The sequence below is a fragment of the Nonomuraea turkmeniaca genome (assembly GCF_005889735.1).
GTDB classification, from domain to species: Bacteria; Actinomycetota; Actinomycetes; order Streptosporangiales; family Streptosporangiaceae; genus Nonomuraea; species Nonomuraea turkmeniaca.
In genome coordinates this window covers 49,258-63,483 of the sequence record NZ_VCKY01000016.1, presented here as the reverse complement: position 1 = coordinate 63,483, position 14,226 = coordinate 49,258, and the positions used below count along the sequence as shown (strand labels likewise).

At 69.8% G+C, this 14,226-nt stretch carries 15 protein-coding genes; 6 read left to right on the top strand and 9 right to left on the bottom strand.

The genetic code is table 11. The features are described from left to right. The first annotated feature begins 6 nt into the window (after positions 1-6). Together ETD86_RS07175 and ETD86_RS07170 are read left to right on the top strand one after the other, a co-directional pair. Entirely contained in the window at positions 7-975 is a 969-nt protein-coding gene (locus ETD86_RS07175) for an ABC transporter ATP-binding protein (RefSeq protein WP_138665305.1), read from the top strand. After that, entirely contained in the window at positions 972-1,736 is a 765-nt protein-coding gene (locus ETD86_RS07170; protein WP_138665304.1) for an ABC transporter permease, read from the top strand. Before ETD86_RS07175 ends, ETD86_RS07170 begins: the two co-directional genes overlap by 4 nt. A 13-nt stretch (positions 1,737-1,749) precedes the next feature. On the opposite strand, the gene ETD86_RS07165 is transcribed toward ETD86_RS07170, so the two are convergent. The 6 genes from ETD86_RS07165 to ETD86_RS07145 form a co-directional block, all read right to left on the bottom strand. Then, the gene (locus ETD86_RS07165; RefSeq protein ID WP_138665303.1) at positions 1,750-2,079 is read right to left on the bottom strand and encodes a hypothetical protein; all 330 of its coding nucleotides are present in this window, start codon (positions 2,077-2,079) and stop codon (positions 1,750-1,752) included. A gap of 84 nt (positions 2,080-2,163) precedes the next feature. Next, positions 2,164-2,289: a hypothetical protein gene (locus ETD86_RS59020; protein ID WP_281286883.1), complete on the bottom strand. Its 126-nt coding sequence runs from the start codon at positions 2,287-2,289 to the stop codon at positions 2,164-2,166. Positions 2,290-2,443: 154 nt separating this feature from the next. Beyond that, the gene (locus tag ETD86_RS07160; RefSeq protein ID WP_170222924.1) at positions 2,444-3,607 is read right to left on the bottom strand and encodes a glycoside hydrolase family 68 protein; all 1,164 of its coding nucleotides are present in this window, start codon (positions 3,605-3,607) and stop codon (positions 2,444-2,446) included. A 313-nt stretch (positions 3,608-3,920) separates the two neighbouring features. Beyond that, positions 3,921-4,745, bottom strand: coding sequence for a carbohydrate ABC transporter permease (locus ETD86_RS07155; RefSeq protein WP_138665301.1), 825 nt, complete (start codon positions 4,743-4,745; stop codon positions 3,921-3,923). Beyond that, positions 4,742-5,668: a carbohydrate ABC transporter permease gene (locus tag ETD86_RS07150; protein WP_138665300.1), complete on the bottom strand. Its 927-nt coding sequence runs from the start codon at positions 5,666-5,668 to the stop codon at positions 4,742-4,744. Before ETD86_RS07150 ends, ETD86_RS07155 begins: the two co-directional genes overlap by 4 nt. An 8-nt stretch (positions 5,669-5,676) precedes the next feature. Continuing rightward, positions 5,677-7,038: an ABC transporter substrate-binding protein gene (locus tag ETD86_RS07145; protein ID WP_138665299.1), complete on the bottom strand. Its 1,362-nt coding sequence runs from the start codon at positions 7,036-7,038 to the stop codon at positions 5,677-5,679. Between the two features lie 146 nt (positions 7,039-7,184). Here ETD86_RS07145 and ETD86_RS07140 point away from each other — a divergent pair, with 146 nt between their 5' ends. Further along, the gene (locus ETD86_RS07140) at positions 7,185-8,258 is read left to right on the top strand and encodes a LacI family DNA-binding transcriptional regulator (RefSeq protein WP_138665298.1); all 1,074 of its coding nucleotides are present in this window, start codon (positions 7,185-7,187) and stop codon (positions 8,256-8,258) included. A 74-nt stretch (positions 8,259-8,332) separates the two neighbouring features. On the opposite strand, the gene ETD86_RS07135 is transcribed toward ETD86_RS07140, so the two are convergent. Beyond that, entirely contained in the window at positions 8,333-9,208 is an 876-nt protein-coding gene (locus ETD86_RS07135; protein ID WP_138665297.1) for a TIGR03619 family F420-dependent LLM class oxidoreductase, read from the bottom strand. Between the two features lie 301 nt (positions 9,209-9,509). Between ETD86_RS07135 and ETD86_RS59015 the strand changes: the two genes are divergently transcribed. Together ETD86_RS59015 and ETD86_RS59010 are read left to right on the top strand one after the other, a co-directional pair. After that, the gene (locus ETD86_RS59015; protein ID WP_281286882.1) at positions 9,510-9,803 is read left to right on the top strand and encodes a rhamnogalacturonan endolyase family protein; all 294 of its coding nucleotides are present in this window, start codon (positions 9,510-9,512) and stop codon (positions 9,801-9,803) included. Next, positions 9,770-11,563 (top strand): rhamnogalacturonan lyase family protein, encoded by a 1,794-nt coding sequence (locus ETD86_RS59010; RefSeq protein WP_281286881.1) that lies wholly within the window; start codon positions 9,770-9,772, stop codon positions 11,561-11,563. The genes ETD86_RS59015 and ETD86_RS59010 overlap by 34 nt, the downstream gene beginning before the upstream one ends. Here ETD86_RS59010 and ETD86_RS07125 read toward each other — a convergent pair. Both ETD86_RS07125 and ETD86_RS07120 read right to left on the bottom strand, forming a co-directional pair. Next, a complete protein-coding gene (locus tag ETD86_RS07125; protein ID WP_138665296.1) occupies positions 11,541-12,191 on the bottom strand; it encodes a DUF3159 domain-containing protein in 651 nt (216 codons plus the stop codon). The two genes, ETD86_RS59010 and ETD86_RS07125, sit on opposite strands and share 23 nt — an antisense overlap. Beyond that, entirely contained in the window at positions 12,182-13,402 is a 1,221-nt protein-coding gene (locus tag ETD86_RS07120) for an FAD-dependent oxidoreductase (RefSeq protein ID WP_170222923.1), read from the bottom strand. The genes ETD86_RS07125 and ETD86_RS07120 overlap by 10 nt, the downstream gene beginning before the upstream one ends. A gap of 105 nt (positions 13,403-13,507) precedes the next feature. Between ETD86_RS07120 and ETD86_RS07115 the strand changes: the two genes are divergently transcribed. Continuing rightward, positions 13,508-14,116, top strand: a complete 609-nt coding sequence (locus ETD86_RS07115; RefSeq protein WP_138665295.1) for a TetR/AcrR family transcriptional regulator — start codon at positions 13,508-13,510, stop codon at positions 14,114-14,116. Positions 14,117-14,226: the final 110 nt, after the last annotated feature.

Genomic DNA, 14,226 nt, shown 5'->3' with positions numbered 1-14,226 from the left:
GGGGACATGCCTGGGACATCACTGGCCGTCGAAGCCGACGGCCTGCACAAGCGATACCGCTCGAAGGTCGCCGTCGACGAGGTCAGCCTGTCGATCCCGGCCGGCGAGATCTTCGGCATCCTCGGGCGTAACGGGGCCGGCAAGACGACCACCGTCGAGTTGGTCGCCGGCCTCCGGCGGCCCGACCGGGGCACCGTCCGGGTGCTCGGCCTGGACGCGCAACGCGACCGGGCCCGGCTCCGGCAACTCCTCGGCGTGCAACTGCAGGAGAGCCATTTGCACGCCGCGCTCACGGTCGCCGAACTGGTCCGCCTGTACGGGACCTTCTACCGCGACCCGCTGGACTCCGGCGAGCTCATCGAGTCGGTCGGCCTGACCGGCTCCCGTGACGTCCGCTTCCAGAACCTCTCCGGCGGCCAGCAGCAGCGGCTGTCTATCGCGCTGGCCCTGGTGGGGCGGCCCCGAGTGGTGATCCTCGACGAACTCACGACCGGGCTCGACCCGGAGGCGCGCCGCCAGATGTGGTCGACCGTCGAAAGCCTGCGTGACGACGGCGTGACCGTGCTGCTCGTCAGCCACGCGATGGAGGAGGTCGAGAGGCTGTGCGACCGGGTCGCGCTGCTCGACGCGGGGCGGGTCGTCGCCCTCGACTCGCCCTCCGGGCTCGTCCGCCGGGCCGGGTTCGCCCAGCGGGTCACCTTTCTGGCGGCGGAGCCCGTACCGAAGAGGCTGCTGGAAGGGCTGGACGGGGTCGAGCGGGTACGCGCCGACGGCGGCCGGGTCGTCGTCGAGGGCCGGGGCGACCTGCTCCAGGTCGTGAGCGTGGCGCTCGTGCGCGCCGGCATCGTGGTGACCGAGACGCGGGGCGAGCACGCGACCCTGGACGACGCCTTCGTCGCCCTGACCGGACGCCACCTGGACAACGAGCGCCACGACCACGAGCGCCAAGACGACGACAAGGAGGCGCTTCGATGACGGACATCTCCGTGCACCGCCCCGGACTCCGGTCATGGGCCGAGATGCTGACCTGCGAGCTGAAGATGGTCGTCCGCGACACCGCCGGGCTGATCGTGCCGATCGGCCTGCCCATGCTCATCCTGGTGATGAACGCGTCGGCGGCCGGCGAGCAGGCCGTCGCGAACGGCCGGACGGCGCTCGACGTCTACGTGCTGCCGCTGGTGTTCACGATGGTGGTGGCCACGACCGGCATCGTGAACATGCCGTCGTTCCTGGCCTACTACCGCCGGAGCGGAATCCTGCGGCGGCTCGCGGTGACGCCGGCCTCGCCCGCGATGGTCCTCATCGCGCAGGTGGCCGTGGGCATGCTGCAGACGGGCCTGGGCATCGCCGCCGCGTGGATCCTCGCGATGGTGGCGTTCGGGGCGAAGCCGCCGGTGAACGCCGGCGCGGCGATCGGGATCCTCGCACTGTCCACGGCCACGATGTACGCCGTCGGGATGATCGTCGCCGCGCTCGCGCCCACCCCGAACTCCGCCGTGGCGATCGGCCTGTCGCTGTTCTTCGCGCTCGGCGCCCTCGGCGGCATGTTCGGCGGTCGCAGCGGCCTTCCTGACGTCGTGGCGACGGTGGGCGCCTGGCTCCCGTTCGGCGCCTCGGTCCAGGCCATGTCGGCCGCCTGGGTGGGCGCCTCCGTGCAACCCGCTCACCTGATCGGACTGGTCGTGAGCCTGCTGCTCGGAGGTGTCGTCGCGGCCGCCTGTTTCCGTTGGGATTAGCTGGCAGGTTGGGTCATGTTCCGATCGCCTTTACATTGTAGATCAGATAAGAGGAGCTCGAGCCGGTCCACCTTGCCGGTCTGGTTGCGCGGCACGGAGTCCACGAACGTGATGTCGCGCGGCGTCTTGAACCCGGCCAGCTCTCGTCCACGACGGACCGCCGCTCCGGCCAGCGCGCCGCGGCCATGGCCACGCCCGCGGCGGGCGACACGTGGAAGTGCCGGTACGCCTCCACCATGCGGGCCAGCGTGGCGGGCGGCACCGGGGCCAGCAGCCCGCTGCGGGTCAGCGTGGCCACGGCCTCGATCCCGAAGCCGTCCAGCTCCACCAGCCTTCCGATCATCGGCACACCCGGCCTTTCTCGCGCAGGCCGTACGTGTACCCGCCCGCGCCCTCCGGCAACCCCGAGGACGGCGCGCACCGCCTCCTACGCGTGCACGATCACCAGGCGCCCCTCACGGCCGGCCTGCCCGGCGGCCCGCAGCAGCGCCGGCTCGGAGTTCGGCGTCCCGTCCGCTCCGGCCACGATCATCACCGTTTCAGCCCTCCCCATGTCTGCTGAACGACCGGACCGACCCGCTGGACGAAGATCAACCTACTGCGGGCCAGGGCGGCGGCCCGTGCCCGCCGCCCAGGCGCGGCCGAGACGAAGCTCGAAGCCCCGGGACCGCCCGCCGCCTGGAGCGGCGGCGCCCCGGGGAGCCACGTCAAGAACTGGCTGGAGTGTTCTGCAGACCTGTCGCGACCGGAACGACAGACGTGGTCATGCCGTCCAGGGTGAGCCTGAGCATCGGGGAGATGGTGCCGCCGAAGTCGGCCCGTGCCTGCGCGGCGACCGCGTATCGGGGGTCCACGCCCTGGTGGGAGCGGTAGTTGGCGAAGCTGACCACGTGGAGGTCCGGCAGCACCAGCCAGGCGTAGGCCTGGTCGGGTTCGAGGGAGGGGTTCTGGATCACCAGCCCGGATCCGTTGAGCGGTTCGTACGGTCCGGTCAGGCTGGGCGCGGCAAAGCCGTACAGCCCAGTGGGCGCACGGCCGGCCGGGTGGAAGTTATGGCGCTGGGTGCAGAAGAAAAGGTAATACCAGGAGCCGTGGACGATGACGTGCGGTCGTTCGAGCTCGTGGTTGACGCCTTCGGCGACGAGGAGGGGCGGGAGCAGGGACCAGGCGTCGCCCCGTGGCTCGGCGAGGGCGATGGCGCCGGTGAAGCCATCCTTCCAGGGGGTGGAGGCGGCGACGAGGAGATGGTCGCGCCCGCCGGCCGGGTCGCGGAACCAGCCGGGATCGCGAAAGGCCCTGATACGGCCCGGTGCCCCGTCGGCCTCGTCGGCCGGCAGATACATCCGGCCGTCGGAGCGCAGGACCTCTCGATGCTGGGCGTCTTGTTGCAGCAGGATCCGGCCACGGTCGGCGATCAGGGTGGGGCGGGTCTCGATGACGCTCTGCCGGTACGTCGGGCGTGCTTCGCCGCGCCGCCCGGCGGCCGTGTAGAACACCGACACGGTGCCGTCGGGCCGGCGGACCGCCGATCCTGACCATTCACGGCTGCCGGGAGAGATGCCGTCGGCGAAGGCGTTCCCCAGGTCTTTCCACTCCTCGCCGTTCTTGCCGAGCAGCCGGATCCGGGCCTGATCGTGGCGCTCCTCGGGGTGCCCGAGGGCGGGAGCCGACAGGGCCATCCACAGCTCGTAGCCACCTGCCACGCTCGTCGAGCCGTCCTCCTCCTGGATCGGCCACAGGTCCCAGAGGTCGTAGTCCGGCAGGATCCGCGGTACGGCCGAGGGGTCGATGACGGGTGCCGTGGTCGCACCGGTGTCGGCAAGCAGATCGAGGTGCCGGCGGGTCCAGCGCGCCGGTCGGCCACCGCTCACGTGGCACCCTGCGGGCGGCGGTGACCACCGGCCAGACTCTGAAGCACGCACGATCCGGTGGCCGCTCCGCGCGCGGCGTCTGGCCGTCCTCGTGGGACCATGGATGACCTCTTCTTTCACTCGTGGGATGTGATGGAGCCGGCTGGGACCTATGGGTCACGGCACGGCGAGGCAAGCGCGGCACGCTGTCCCCACCGCTGGCGGGTCGCCTCACCGGAGGCGGATGTGGCCCAACTCCGGACGCGGGAGAGCGTGCATCAGCCGGCCTGTTCGCCACGGCTCCCACGCCGCGGCGGCGTCGCGCTCATCGCCGTCAGCCCTTCAGAGAGCCCTGGAGCAGGGCCTTGACGAAGTGGCGCTGGAAGATGAGGAAGATCACGAGCGTGGGCGTCAGGATCAGCAGCGATCCGGCGCACAGCAGCGGGATGTCGGTGCCCCACTGGCCCTGGAAGGCGCCCAGGGCGCCGGACATCGTGCGCTTGGTGGGATCGTCCACCAGGACGATGGCCAGCAGGAACTGGTTCCAGGTCCACAGGAACAGCAGGATGCCCAGGGACGAGATCGCCGGCATGGCCAGGGGGACGTGGATGCGCCGGAACAGCTGCCACACGTTGGCGCCGTCCATCCGTGCGCTCTCGGACAGCTCGCCCGGCATGTTGACGAAGTGGGCGCGCATCCAGAAGACGCTGAACGGCATGAACAAGCCGATGAGCGGCAGAATGATGGCCCAGCGCGTGTTCAGCAGCCCCATGTCGCGGATCTGGTAGTACAGCGGCGTGATGACGCCCTCGAAGGGAAGGGTCAGGCCGAGCACGAACAGCAGGAAGATCACGCGGGCGCCGATCACGCGCAAGTGGCCGATGGCGAAGCCGGCCATCGTGCCCAGCAGGATCGAGATCGGCACCACGCCCAGCACGATGAGGGCGCTCGACTTCAGCAGCTCGCCCATGTTCGCGGCCTCGAAGGCCCGCAGGAAGTTGCCCCACTGCGGGTCGTCGGGCCAGGCCAATCCGGCCGGGTAGGCGCCCGAGGGATGCAGGGCGGTGACGAACAGGCTGAGGAACGGCAGCAGCGTGACCGCCATCATGCCGACGAGCAGCAGCCGGCCGACCCAAGCCTCCCGCCACGCGGTGATCATCGCTTGCCGTCCTTTGCGAACCACTGGATGGGAAGGGCGCAGGCGATCACCAGGGCCATGAGCACCACGGCCAGGGCCGAGGCCATGCCCACCTCGCGTTCGGCGAAGGCCAGGTAGAAGATTTGCAGGCCGGGAACCATGGTCGTGTTGCCGGGGCCGCCCTGGGTGGAGATGTAGATGATGTCGAAGCTCGCCAGGGCCGCGATCACGGTCACGGTGACGCAGACCGCGATCTCCTGCCGCAGGCTGGGGACCGTGATGGAGATGAACTCCCGCCACGCTCCGGCGCCGTCCAGCCGGGCCGCCTCGTACAAGGCCGGATCAATCTTGCTCATGCCTGCGAGCAGCAGCAGGGTGCACAGGCCGAGCAGCACCCATGCGCCGATCATGCCGACCGCCGGCAGGGCGGTGGCGAAGTCGCCCAGCCAGGCCCGGGTCACCCCGCCGAGGCCGATGAGTGTGAGCAGCTGGTTGATCACTCCGGTGGAGGCCAGCAACCAGCTCCACGCGATTCCGGCGGCCACCAGCGGGATGACCTGCGGCAGGAAGAGCACGGTCCGCGCCACGAGCGCGAGCCGGCTCTCGGCGATGCGCCGGATCGTCGCGGCGATCGCCAGTCCCAGCACGACCGGGATCGCGCTGAAGAACACGATCAGCTGGAAGGCGTTGACGAGCGAGTCGAACAGGTCCGGGTCGGTGAAGACCTTGCCGTAGTTGGCCAGCCCCACCCAGGTGGAGGCGCCGATGCCGTCCCACTCGTACAGCGAGTACTGGAACGTCAGGGTGATCGGGCGCAGGACGAACACCGCGTAGAAGGCGAGTGCGGGGGCGACGAACAGCCAGCCGACCAAGCCGCGCGCGTCGCGCAGCTTGGTCGCGGCCGTCCGCCGGTGCGAGGATCGCGCGCCGGCGGAGCGGGTCATCAAGTGTCTCAGTTCCCTTCGAGCTGGCCGGCGTAGTCGGCCTGGACCGTCTTCAGCAGCTCTTGCGGGGTCTGCTCTCCGGCCACCAGCTTCTGCAGCTGTGGCGTCCAGCTCTTGGCGTAGATGGCGCCGGTGGCGTTGGCGATGAAGTCCATCGCGCCGTTGTCCTTGGCGATCTCCGCCCCGGCCGCCAGGGTGCTCGCGGTGACCTTGTCCGCTGCCACGGCCGGCATGTACGCGTCGGCCGGTCCCATCGGACGCGATCCGCCGACCTCGACGCCGATCTCGCGAGCCCGCTTGTCGGTGGCGACCCAGTTGAGGAAGAAGGCGGCGCAGTCGGCGTTCTTGGCGTTCGCGGCGATCCCGAAGGTGAGGGGCGCCGACATGGCGGCGAGCTTGCCGTCCTGTTGCGCCGCCGGCATCAGCAGGAAACCGACGTTGCCCGGCATCTGCTTGTCGAGGTTGCCCGACTCCCAGTCGCCGTTGAACATGAACAGGCCCTGGCCGTCGATGAAACGGCTCATCATGGTCGCGTAGTCGAGCGCGTTGACGTCCTTCGGGAAGTATCCTGCCTTGATCCATTTCTCCAGGTGCTGTGCGGCCTGCAGGTTCGACGGGGTGTCGATGGTGGCACCGGGCTTCTGGAAGATCCAGTCGTTGATGGGCCCGGCAGGGCCGTAGGAGGCCATGAGGTTTTGCAGCGGAAATGCCAGGCCGCCGGTGGCGCCGCCGTTGAACTGCATGATGGGCGTGATGCCCGCGTTCTTGGCCTTGTCCAGCACTTGGTCGAGCTCGGCCAGCGTGGTGGGCGGCGCGGTCATGCCGATCTGGGCGGCGAGCTTCTTGTTGTAGAAGACGCCGGTCATGCTGAAGTTGAGCCCCAGGGCGTACAGCGAGCCCTCACCGCGCGGCCGCCCGCCCGGACCCAGGCGCAGCTGCTCAAGCTGCGAAGCCGGCCACTTGTCCCAGCCGAACGCCGTCGCGTAGCCGTCCAGGTTCTTCAGCAGGTTGTCCTTGACCAGCTCAGAGACCTGGGGCAGGCGCATCAGGTCGGGCGGGTTGTCCGCCAGCACCCGCGGGGCGTTCTGCGTGATGACCGCGAACTGGTCCTCGCGGATATCCCAGGTGACGTTCGGGTGCTGCTTGGTGAACTCGGTGGTCAGCGCCTTGGGCAGCGGGAAGCCGGTCTCGAAGTAGCCGTTTATCGTGATCGGCGCCGAGCCGCAGCCGGGAGCCGCGGACACCGACGACGTGCCGGTGGCCTGGGGCTGCGGACTGTTGCTGCCGGGAGCCGCACAGGCGGCGGCCAGCGTCCCCATGGCGATCACAAGCGCGGCCCCGGACCTGCCGGGGCGGACTCGACGAGCCATGTGCATCTCCTCTGCTGCCTGGGACAATCGGCACCGGGCTGATGTCCCGACTCCGTTGCTAAATCGGGTTAGCGCCCGCTAGTCTCACCATGCGCGTCGCACGATGTCAACCCCCCGTAACACACTCTTGACGATCGGAGATTTGGGTGAGTCCACGACGGGTCACGCTGGCCGATGTAGCCAAGGCCGCCGGTGTCTCGCGCACGACCGCCTCGCTCGTGCTGTCAGGCCGCGGCCGTGAACTGCGCATCTCTCAGGACGTCGAGCAGCGTGTCCTGCGAGCCGCCGACGAATTGCAGTACCGGCCCAACATCGTCTCCGTGGGGCTGCGTACGGGCTCGTCGCGGACGATCGGCTTCGTCTCCGACACCGTCGCCACCACCCGGCTGGCCGGTGACATGATCAAGGGAGCGCTCGAGGCCGCCCGTGAGCGCGGCTTCATGTTGTTCATCGGCGAGACCGAAGGCGACGCCGAACTCGAACGCCTCCTGCTGCAGGCCATGCACGACCGCCAGGTCGACGGGCTCATCCTGGCCTCGATGTTCACCCGCACCATCAAGGTGCCCAAAGCCATCACGGCCGGGCCCGCCGTGCTGCTCAACGCGCTGCCCAAGCAGCCCACCCCCCTGCCCGCCGTCCTCCCCGACGAGGTCGAGGCCGGCCGCCGCGCGGCCCGCGTTCTGCTCGACGCCGGCCACCGCGACGGCATCTACCTGATCGGCGCCGGTCCGGGCCTGCGCAACGTGCCCTCGGAGAGCCTCGCGGCGGTGGAACGGCTCGTCGGCATCCGTGAGGCGCTCGGCGAGGCGGGCGTCAAGGTGGCGGGCGCCCGCACCTGCCCCGACTGGCAGCCGGAGTACGGCCTCGCCGCGACGCAGGACCTCCTGCGGACCGTCCAGCCGCGTGCGCTGATCTGCTTCAACGACCGGATCGCGATGGGCGCCTACCAGGCGCTCGACGACCTCGGGCTCAAGGTGCCCGCGGATGTCTCCGTCGTCTCCTTCGACGACCACCCCATAGCCTCGTGGGTGCGGCCCAGGCTGACCACTGTGGCGCTGCCCCACTACGAGCTGGGCCGTAAGGCCGTGGACGTGTTGTTTACCGAGATCGAGCGCGACCGCGCGGACACCGAGGAGGTGGGCCAGGTGCACCGGGTTCCGATGCCCGTCCGCAGCCGGGAGTCCGTCGCGCCGTCACCCACCGCGGATTCCCTCGACTGAGCGCCGCACCTTGGGCTGATCACGTCGGCGGCCAGGGGTCGACGGCCCGTCAACCGGTGACGGCCGGCCGCTCGTCAACCGGTGACGGCGGCGCGAAGGCCGAAGCGTTCGGCGAACGCCGACAGCTCGTCACGTCGCCCTTCCGGCTCCGCGGCGGCCGGGCTCACCACGATCCGGGTCACGCCCTGCCCCGCCAGCCGCTCGAGATCCTCCTCCGTCATGTCGATCGCCCCCCACCGCGTGTACTCCAGCGCCTCCGGATCCCGCCCGGCCTCGGTGGCGGCCGACCGGGCGAGCTCCCACTGCGCGGCCCGTTCCTTGGCGTCCAGCGCACCGCCGGGAAAGTAGCCGTCGCCGCGGCGCCCGGCCCGGCGGGCCGCCGCCCGGCTCGACCCGCCGACGTGGATCGGCAACCGCGTGACCCCGTACGGCTTCGGAAAGCTGCACAGATCGTCGAAGGCGAAGAACTCCCCCGCGAAGCCGACCCCGTCCGCGCCGCCGCCCCACAGCAGCCGCAGCACGTCGATCGCCTCGTCGGCGCGCCGGCCCCGCGTGGCGAAGTCCACCCCCACCGCCTGCGCCTCGCCGGGTAGAGCGCCGAGCCCCACGGTCAGCAGCCGCATCCGGCCCTGGGACAAAACGTCGATGGTGGCCAGACGCTTGGCGAGGATCACCGGATGGTGGTACGGCAACAGCAGCACCGCCGTCCCGAGCAGGATCCGCCGGGTGGCCGCGGCGACGAAGGCTAGGCAGTCGAGCGGATCGACGTACGGCAACGTCGGCGGGAGTTCGAACGGCCCCACCTTGGCGCCGGGATAGAGGGCTACGTGTTCGGGCAGGTAGAGCGACTCGAAACCGCACTCGTCGGCATGCCGGGCGAACTCCACGATCCCCTCCGGATCGACGCCGAAATGGGCGGTGTTGTAGCTGATCCCGAACTTCACCGTCATGTGCGCATACCCTCCGCTAGGTTCCGCGCCCACGCTAGAACCCTGACACCGGCGTCAAGGCAAACCCGCCCCCTCGCGACCGCTTGCCGGGCCCGGGTGAGACGGCTTTAATACGCCGAGCCCGGCTCTCCGCACCCCCGCCGCCGACCAGGAGACCACATGCCCGTCCCCGCAGGTCCAGCACACCTTCCCCGCCCCTGCCCAGCGGCGTTAACGCTAACACCCGTCCGTCCGACCCCATGAAACTTTCCTTTTCGACCATTGGGAAAACGCTTACCGCTCCTACAGAAAGGGCCCCTCGATGCGGTTAAGAATGGCCGCCGCCGTCCTCACCCTCGCAGCGGCCACGACCACGACCGTGGCTCCCGCTCAGGCGGCCCCGCCCACCAAGCAGATGGAGGACCTGGATCGCGGGCTGATCAGCGTACGGTCCGGCTCGGGCAACCTCGTGTCCTTGCGCTTACTGGGCACCGACCCCGACGGCGTCGCGTTCAACGTGTACCGCGGCTCCACCAGGGGGTCGCCTTCACCTACAGCGCGAACGACGCCAGCGTGGGAGACGTGGACGGCGACGGGCAGTACGAGATCATCCTGAAGTGGGACCCGTCCAACGCCAAGGACAACTCCCAGTCCGGCTACACGGGCAACGCCTACGTGGACGCCTACCGCCTGAACGGCTCCCGGCTGTGGCGCATCGACCTGGGCCGCAACATCCGCGCGGGCGCCCACTACACCCAGTTCCAGGTGTACGACTACGACGGCGACGGCCGGGCCGAGGTCGCCATGAAAACCGCCGACGGCACCAGGGACGGCGCCGGCACCGTGATCGGCAACTCCAGCGCCGACCACCGCAACTCCAGCCGCTACATCCTGGCCGGCCCCGAGTACCTGACCATGTTCAACGGCCTGACCGGCGCCGCGATGTCCACGGTCAACTACGACCCGCCACGCGGCACGGTCTCCTCCTGGGGCGACAACTACGGCAACCGCGTGGACCGCTTCCTGGCCCGAACGGCGTACCTGGACGGCGAACGCCCCTCGCTCATCATGGCCCGCGGCTACTACACCCGCAGCGTCATCGCCGCCTGGGACTTCTGCAACGGCACGCTCACCAAGCGGTGGACGTTCGACAGCAACTCGGCGGGCTCGCAGTACGCCGGGCAGGGCAGCCACAGCCTGTCCGTCGGCGACGTCGACGCCGACGGCCGCGACGAGATCGTGTACGGCGCGATGGCCGTGAACGACAACGGCACCGGCATGTGGAGCACGCGCACCGGCCATGGGGACGCCCAGCACCTGGGCGACTTCGACCCCGCCCGGTCGGGCCTCGAGTACTTCAAGGTCAGCGAGTCCACCTCCCAGCCCGGCTCGCTCTACATCGACCCACGCACCGGCCAGATCCTCTGGTCCACCGCCTCGGGCTCCGACAACGGCCGCGGCGTGGCCGGGGACATCTCGACGGTCAGGATCGCCAGTGAGTTCTGGTCGGCCGCCGACGGCAACCTGCGCAGCGTCACCGGCAACACGGCGGGCCGCAAACCGTCCTCCATCAACTTCCTCGCCTGGTGGGACGCCGACCCGGTCAGGGAACTGCTCGACCAGACCAGAATCGACAAGTACGAAACCAGCTCCGACACCCGACGGCATGAACCGCTCCAGACGATCGCCCCGATCGGCCGCGATCACGCGGACGACCCCGACAGCCCGCCGCAGCCGGCGACCGTCGGGGATCATGACGCCGGCGGCGATGTCGGTGTTGTCGGCCCATTCGGCCGCCAGGATGTCGCCGATGGCCAGCTGGTTGACGCGGCAGCCGATCATCAGGCGGCGGCATTCTTGGACGTCGTGCTCGGTGAAACTCATGCGAACCCCTCGCCGGAGCCCGAATCTTTGCCCTGGCTGCTCGACGCCCACGGCACTGAGCAGCAGACGGCGCGGCAGACGATCAACCGCTCCGTATCGGGGACGGTGACCACGATCGCGCCGGAGCCCAGACGACAGCGCAGGCAAACCGCCGGTCGGCCGATGGTCGGCGCACCAGGGGTTGATGAGGTTCCTGGCCTGCGGCATCGTGCGGCGCGGCCGGAACGGATACCGTTCACCGGCCATCTGCGCGGCCTCGGCCAGCGGCCGCTCCCAGGCCATCCTTGCGACGCGGCCCTGCTGAGGTGTGGTGAGCTGCGTCATCCATCTGGCCAGTGTCCGGCATCGCGAGGATCTTGTCATCACATTGATTCTCAGCAAACGATCAACGTACGTTCGGGAAGCGATCTTCCAGCACGGTTCCCGGTGGTGCTCGGCCCGAACCCGCTCGATGGCGGGAAGACCGCTCTCAACCATGGCTCGGTGCGGTGATGGCCGGATCGGACCCGGTGGAATCCGCTTCGGTGCGCAGGATCCGCCAGCACACGTACGCGCACAGGCCCGTCGCGGGCGTGCCCAGCAACGTCGAGGCGATTCCGAGCGCGGTCACCTGACCCGCCAGGTACAGCGGCACCATCACCATCGTGGACAGGCTGAACTTCACCAGGAACACCGCCGTGCAGGCCTGGTAGCGCCGCAACCGCGCCCGATCGCGCCGCCAGCCGGACCGTTCACCGCGCATCCCCCCGACCACCACTCCAATGATCGGCCACCGCACCAGCAAAGACACCAGGAACACCGCCCCCGCGCCCACCGAAACCAACACGCTCACAAGGTAGAAGTCCACCGCCTCTCCGCTGCTGCTGGCCAGCGACGCGGCCACCGCCACGATCACGAGCCCGCCCGCCGCCTGCCAGTACTTGCGGTCGGTGCACGTTCGGACGATCGCGAACACCACCACGGCACCGACCGCCACCGTCGCGGAGAGCGGCACCTGGCCGGTCAGCAGATGGGCGATCAAGAACACCGTCTTCGACACCACGGCCTCGGCGACGGTGCGCCAGCCGCCCACGGCGGTGAACAGGGACAGCGACTTCTGTGTCAGTACGGTCAGGGGCATGTGTCCGGCTCCGCGGTGCCGATGCCGACCGGGACCGGCCCGACCGCTCCGCCGGGACGGGGCTCGCGCGGCAGGGCGCGACCTTGGGCGTCGAGGGTGGGGAGGCTGTCGCGACGCATCGCCTCCTCGGCAGCGCCGATCGCGGTGAACAGATCCTGCTCCCCACGGGCGTGCGCGGCCAGGGCGTCACGGAGGCGGTGCGCGTCCTGCATCGCCAGGTTGGCGCCGAACCCCGGGGCCGCGTGGACGGCGTCGCCGATGACCGTCACCGGACCGGCCGGCCACGCCGGAACCGGCGGGATCATCCCGATCCGCAGCGCGACCGTGACGTCCGGCCACGCCGCATCGACGACCAGCCGCAACGTCGGGTGCAGATCCGCGGCCAACCCTTGGGCGAGCCGCCAGGCCTCGGCCGGTGAACTGGCGCGTCCAAGGTGAGCCTGGGTGACGGGCAGGCACCACATCACGTAGTCCTCGGCGTCGGCGACTACGCGGGAGGAAAGGGCGGGCAGCCACCGGTCCCGGGCAGCGACCGGCGACTCGGTGAACCGGTGGACGCCCAGCGCCATCGTCATACCGCGCACCTGCGCGCTGGTACCGCTGTCGCCGATCAGGGCGGGCAGCCCGGTTCCGGCCACGGCTCGGAGCGGTGTCGCGCCCATCAGCATGCGTTTTCCCGTGTCGACCACTTCCACGTGCGGCAGATACTGGCGGCGGACCGCCGAACCGACCCCGTCCGCGCCGACCAGCACGTCCGCGGTTTCCGTGCGGCCATCGGCCAGCCACACCCGGACGGCGCCGTCGGCGCGCTGCTCGAACCGTGTGACCGCCGTCCCGAACCGCACCCTGTCCTCCAGCCCGGTCAGCAGTACCGCCCGCAGCAGGCGCCGACTGGCCTGCCGGCCCGGCCGCAGCCCCGCCGTGCCGTCGGCCGGTCGCGAGTGCGTGACAACGAGCTCGCCGTCCATCTCGGACACCTGCAAGGTGCGGTCACGCGGCCGGCCCATGGTGGCCTCCGCCATCGCCACATGCCCCCGGGGCAGGCACGCGCGCAGCGCCTCCGTGCCCCGATCGTCAATGTGCAGGCTCACGCCCTGGGGACGGCCGTGTTCCTCGTCCCTTTCGTACACCACGACGTCGATCCCCGCCAGACGTAGCCCCTGGGCCAGCGTTAATCCGCCGAGCCCGGCGCCGACCACGATCACCCGCATCGCTTCATGCCTTTCTTCACCGATTGATGAGGTTTCACTCTAGCCTTGCGTGAGCACGAAACTCAATCGACCGATGAAGAAAGCATTCGATAGAGTGTTCCGGTCATGACAGAACCGAACCCCTCAGGCCGCCCCGGGCGCTGGCGGTCAGGCGCGGAGAGCAAGCAGCGGATCCTGGAAGCGGCCCGCGCGCTGTTTCGCGAGCACGGCTACGGCGGCACCACGGTGCGCGCGGTCGCCACCGAGGCAGGGGTCGACGCGGCGATGGTCTTCTACTTCTTCGGTACCAAGCAGGGCCTGTTCGGGGCCGCCATCGAGATGCCCGAGCACGTCCCGCCCGCCATCGAGTCGATCTTCACCGGCGGCCTCGACGGCATCGGTGCACGCATGGTCCGCACGCTGGTGGAGAACCTGGACAAGTCCAACCGCACCCCGCTCGTGACGCTCACCCGCTCGGCCCTCACGCACGACGAGTCCGAAATCCTGCTCCGCCAGTACCTCGACCGGGAGATCACCACCCGACTGGTGACGATGCTCGGCACACCGGACGCCGCGGTGCGGGTCGCGATGCTGAACGTGCAGATCCTGGGCCTCGCGGTGGCGCGCTACGTCGCACGGATCGAGCCGGTCGCGTCCGCCTCCGTTGACGACCTGGTCAGCTGGTTCGGCCCGATCGTGCAACACTGCCTGACCGAGCCGAGCCCATCGCGGTGACGGTCGCATGGGAAACATCGCGCATGGCCGACACGATGTGGATCATTGCTGGGGACCGGAGGACAGAAGGCGTCGGATGTCGGCATCCGAGAGCGTGGCACCCACAGGGT

Bases quoted from the DNA above. Each gene is read 5' to 3' on its own strand.
- ETD86_RS07175 (WP_138665305.1), top strand. From the start codon at position 7: ATGCCTGGGACATCACTGGCCGTCGAAGCCGACGGCCTGCACAAGCGA.
- ETD86_RS07170 (WP_138665304.1), top strand. From the start codon at position 972: ATGACGGACATCTCCGTGCACCGCCCCGGACTCCGGTCATGGGCCGAG.
- ETD86_RS07165 (WP_138665303.1), bottom strand. From the start codon at position 2,079: ATGATCGGAAGGCTGGTGGAGCTGGACGGCTTCGGGATCGAGGCCGTG.
- ETD86_RS59020 (WP_281286883.1), bottom strand. From the start codon at position 2,289: ATGGGGAGGGCTGAAACGGTGATGATCGTGGCCGGAGCGGACGGGACG.
- ETD86_RS07155 (WP_138665301.1), bottom strand. From the start codon at position 4,745: ATGATCACCGCGTGGCGGGAGGCTTGGGTCGGCCGGCTGCTGCTCGTC.
- ETD86_RS07150 (WP_138665300.1), bottom strand. From the start codon at position 5,668: ATGACCCGCTCCGCCGGCGCGCGATCCTCGCACCGGCGGACGGCCGCG.
- ETD86_RS07145 (WP_138665299.1), bottom strand. From the start codon at position 7,038: ATGGCTCGTCGAGTCCGCCCCGGCAGGTCCGGGGCCGCGCTTGTGATC.
- ETD86_RS07135 (WP_138665297.1), bottom strand. From the start codon at position 9,208: ATGACGGTGAAGTTCGGGATCAGCTACAACACCGCCCATTTCGGCGTC.
- ETD86_RS59015 (WP_281286882.1), top strand. From the start codon at position 9,510: ATGCGGTTAAGAATGGCCGCCGCCGTCCTCACCCTCGCAGCGGCCACG.
- ETD86_RS07125 (WP_138665296.1), bottom strand. From the start codon at position 12,191: ATGCCCCTGACCGTACTGACACAGAAGTCGCTGTCCCTGTTCACCGCC.
- ETD86_RS07120 (WP_170222923.1), bottom strand. From the start codon at position 13,402: ATGCGGGTGATCGTGGTCGGCGCCGGGCTCGGCGGATTAACGCTGGCC.
- ETD86_RS07115 (WP_138665295.1), top strand. From the start codon at position 13,508: ATGACAGAACCGAACCCCTCAGGCCGCCCCGGGCGCTGGCGGTCAGGC.